The sequence below is a fragment of the Streptodolium elevatio genome (assembly GCF_053592165.1).
The window spans coordinates 1-3,317 of sequence record NZ_JBSFVE010000066.1 but is presented as its reverse complement, the minus strand read 5'-3'; the positions used below and the strand labels follow the sequence as shown (position 1 = coordinate 3,317).

Genomic DNA, 3,317 nt, shown 5'->3' with positions numbered 1-3,317 from the left:
GACTGCCGCACCTCACCGAACACGACCGCGGTCTTGTCCGGAGTACGCGCCGCCGAACGCGCCAACAAATCCGCAAGCCCGTGACGGCGGGCGCGAACGAGGGGTGGCTGCAAGGGCGTTGTCATCACGTGAAGGAACTCCTGTGGCGAGGACCACTTGGCCGGTGTGCCGCGCAGTATATGTGTAACCCTTACGCGAAACTATGGGGCTAGGGCTTGAGTGCCTTGGCATCTAAACATAGTCATGATAGCTATGAAAAGAAGCCGGCAGGAGTCGTGGGTGCGTTCGCGCGGCGATGACCGGGCGACAGGCTCCTGGACCGGCGATGGCACCGGGTGCGCCTCGGCGCGTGATCGAAGGGCATCGCGAATGACCGATGGCGGACCGGCTTGGCCGGACGACCCGCAAGGCCAGGACGCACGGCTACCACTTGCAGGCGTCCGGGTGTTGGACTTGTCACGCGTTCTCGCCGGGCCGTTGGCGGCGACGATCCTCGCGGACCTTGGTGCGGACGTCATCAAAATCGAATCGCCGCAAGGGGATGAGACTCGTCGGTGGGGACCGCCGTTCCACGGCGACGACGCCGCGTACTACTTCGCCGTGAACCGGAACCGGCGCGCCATGGTGCTCGACCTGCGGGCGGAGGAGGACCAGGAGGTCGTGCGCTCACTGGCCGCGATGGCGGACGTGGTGATCGAGAACTTCCTCCCCAGGCAACTCGTTTCCCTCGGGCTCGATCGTGTTCGCGAAGACGCCCGGCAAGCGGTATGGGTGTCGGTCCGCGGCGCCGCAGGCGCAGGACCGCTGGCGGACCAGCCTGGCTACGACGCGATGGCCCAGGCACGTTCCGGAATCATGTCGGTCACCGGGCACCCGGACAGCGGACCGACCAAGGTCGGCCTGCCCGTCGTGGACGTGATGACCGGCCTGTACGCGGCGATCGGCGCGCTGGGGGCGCTCCTCGGGCAGCATCGGCGGCCCGACGGCCGTCCGGCGCACGTCGAGGCACCGCTGTTCGAGTGCGGTGTCGCGGCGCTCATCAACCAGGCCGCGAACCACCTGGTCGGCGGTGTCGTGCCTGGCCTGCTCGGCAACCTCCACCCCAACGTCGCGCCGTACGGCCCGATGCCGGCCGCTGACGGCACGCTCATCGTCGGCGCCACCAGCGACCGCCAATTCGACGCCCTGTGCAGGGCGCTCGACGTACCGCAACTGCCGACGGACCCGAGGTTCGCCGGGAACGCCGCGAGGCTTGCGCACCGGGACGAACTCACGGAACTGCTCTCGACCGTCTTCCGCACCGCCTCCGTCCGGGACTGGGAGAGCAGGCTGTCGGATGTCGGGATCGCGTGCGCCCCCGTCAACCGCGTCGACGAGGTTTTCGGCGAAGAGCAGGTCGAGGCGGGCGAGTTGGTCCAGGAGGTCGAGCACCCGGCCGGGCTCGTACGCCTGGTTGCGTCACCGCTCACCCTCGACGGCATCCGGCCTCCGATTCGGCGCGCGCCGCCACTGTTCGGCGAGCACACGGACGAGATCCTCGAAGCGCTCCGGCACGGCGTCGACGAGTGAGGCGAAGCGGCTCACAGGGCCCGCACCGTTGGGCCACGCGCCTGTCCATCTCATCAACGGAGTAGCGAATGTTCGATCTCAAGGGCAGGACCGCTCTCGTCACCGGCTCCGGTCAGGGAGTGGGCGCGGGAATCGCCGAACTGCTGGCCGCTCAAGGGGCGCAGGTCGCGGTAAACGACATCGACCCACAGCGGGCCGACGAGACCGTGCGGCGCATCAGCGAGGCCGGATACGCGGCACACGCCCTTCCCTTCGATGTGACCGACCATGAGGCCGTGCGGGGCGCAATGCGTGGGTTCGAGCGGCGTAGCGGGCCGGTCGACATCCTGGTGAACAACGTGGGCAATGCCGGCAGCGGCGCGTTTCGTCCGACATCCTTCCGCGAGTCGGATCCGTCGGACTGGCGGCGGTTCACCGAAGTCAACCTCTTCGGCGTGATGAACTGCGTCAAAGCCGTGATCGACGGCATGAGTGTGCGGCGTTATGGGCGCGTCATCACCATTGCGTCAGGGTCGGGTGTGATCGGGCAAGCCATCGGGGTATCGCTGTACGCCGCGGCCAAGGGCGGCGCGATCTCCTTCATGCGGCATCTGGCGATGGAGACCGCGGCCGACGGGATCACCGCAAATACGATCGCCCTTGGCTTGATCGACCCGGCGGCGAGTGGTCGCGAAGGGGCGCGCACGCGCGAGATGGCGGCCCGGCTGCCCGTGGGACGCATCGGAGTTCCGAGCGACCCCGCTTCGTTGTGTGCATATCTGGCCTCCGAAGAGGCGTCGTGGATCACCGGGCAGACGCTGCACCTCAATGGGGGGTCCTACACCTCCTGACGCACGCCACGCTCGCGGCGCCTGTGGTGGACACCGCGCGTGGCCGGCCCCGTACGCCCGCAACCCGCGCCGTCGGCGCGAGAGCATCTCGCGCAAGCCGAGCGGTACTGGCGGCACAGATACCCCGGAACTGATGATCCGCCCGGTGCGCCGGACGTATTGATTCGGTGCGCCGCGCGGGCGCGCCGCGACGCCGGCGGCGAAGGCGCTGCCATCCAGAATCGGAAGGCATGGCCGCCGCCGCGATGTCGGCATGGCACCGCGGCGGCGGGTCGAAGGGGCCGAACGTCAGACGTTCAGGCCGATGATGGCGCTCTCGGGCAGGACGGTGTGCACGAGGTCCGGGTTGACCGGGCCGTTGAACGGCGGGTATTTCGGGCCCTGCGCGTTGCGGCGGTAGACCGCGGTGGAGTGCTCCGGGTTCTTGTCGAACTCGGGGATGACCTTGTCGCCGAAGATTTCGACCATTTCGAGGTTCTCCTCGTGCGACATGGTGGCGCTGAGGCCGAAGACGAGTTGGTCGCAGCCGACTTCCTGGTACGCCTCGATCTGTTCGCAGACCTCTTCGGGGGTGCCGCAGAGCAAGTAGCCGCCCGCGATGAGCTGGTCGAGCAACTCGTCGCCGCCGAGCGAGGACAGGTCGGTGGGCGGGGTGGGCCAGGTGATGCCGTCGGCCGACTTGGGCATGGTGTCGTGGTAGAGGTTCACCAGCGTCACCAGGTAGCCGGCGTTCCCCTTGAGCGCGATCTCGCGGGCGCGCTTGCGGTCGTTGAGGCAGATGACGCCGTTGGTCATCATGACGTTGTTGTTCTGGTAGTCGCCGAGGATCTCGGTGGGGTTCTCGGCGGCTTCCTTGTAGGCCTGGATGCGGCCCTTGAGGTTGTAGATCGGTTCGAAGTTGAACGCGATCGCGCCGAT

At 67.9% G+C, this 3,317-nt stretch carries 2 protein-coding genes and 1 pseudogene; 2 read left to right on the top strand and 1 reads right to left on the bottom strand.

From position 1 onward, the window contains the following. Positions 1-243 precede the first annotated feature (243 nt). Together ACWD12_RS40880 and ACWD12_RS40875 are read left to right on the top strand one after the other, a co-directional pair. Positions 244-1,569, top strand: coding sequence for a CaiB/BaiF CoA transferase family protein (locus tag ACWD12_RS40880; RefSeq protein WP_450103937.1), 1,326 nt, complete (start codon positions 244-246; stop codon positions 1,567-1,569). Between the two features lie 68 nt (positions 1,570-1,637). Further along, positions 1,638-2,399 (top strand): SDR family NAD(P)-dependent oxidoreductase, encoded by a 762-nt coding sequence (locus ACWD12_RS40875; RefSeq protein WP_450103936.1) that lies wholly within the window; start codon positions 1,638-1,640, stop codon positions 2,397-2,399. 288 nt (positions 2,400-2,687) lie between these two features. Here the strand turns inward: ACWD12_RS40875 and ACWD12_RS40870 are convergent. Beyond that, positions 2,688-3,317: pseudogene (locus ACWD12_RS40870) on the bottom strand (hypothetical protein); the annotation flags it as partial.

Coding starts and splice junctions, on each gene's coding strand:
- ACWD12_RS40880 (WP_450103937.1), top strand. CDS start 244: ATGATAGCTATGAAAAGAAGCCGGCAGGAGTCGTGGGTGCGTTCGCGC.
- ACWD12_RS40875 (WP_450103936.1), top strand. CDS start 1,638: ATGTTCGATCTCAAGGGCAGGACCGCTCTCGTCACCGGCTCCGGTCAG.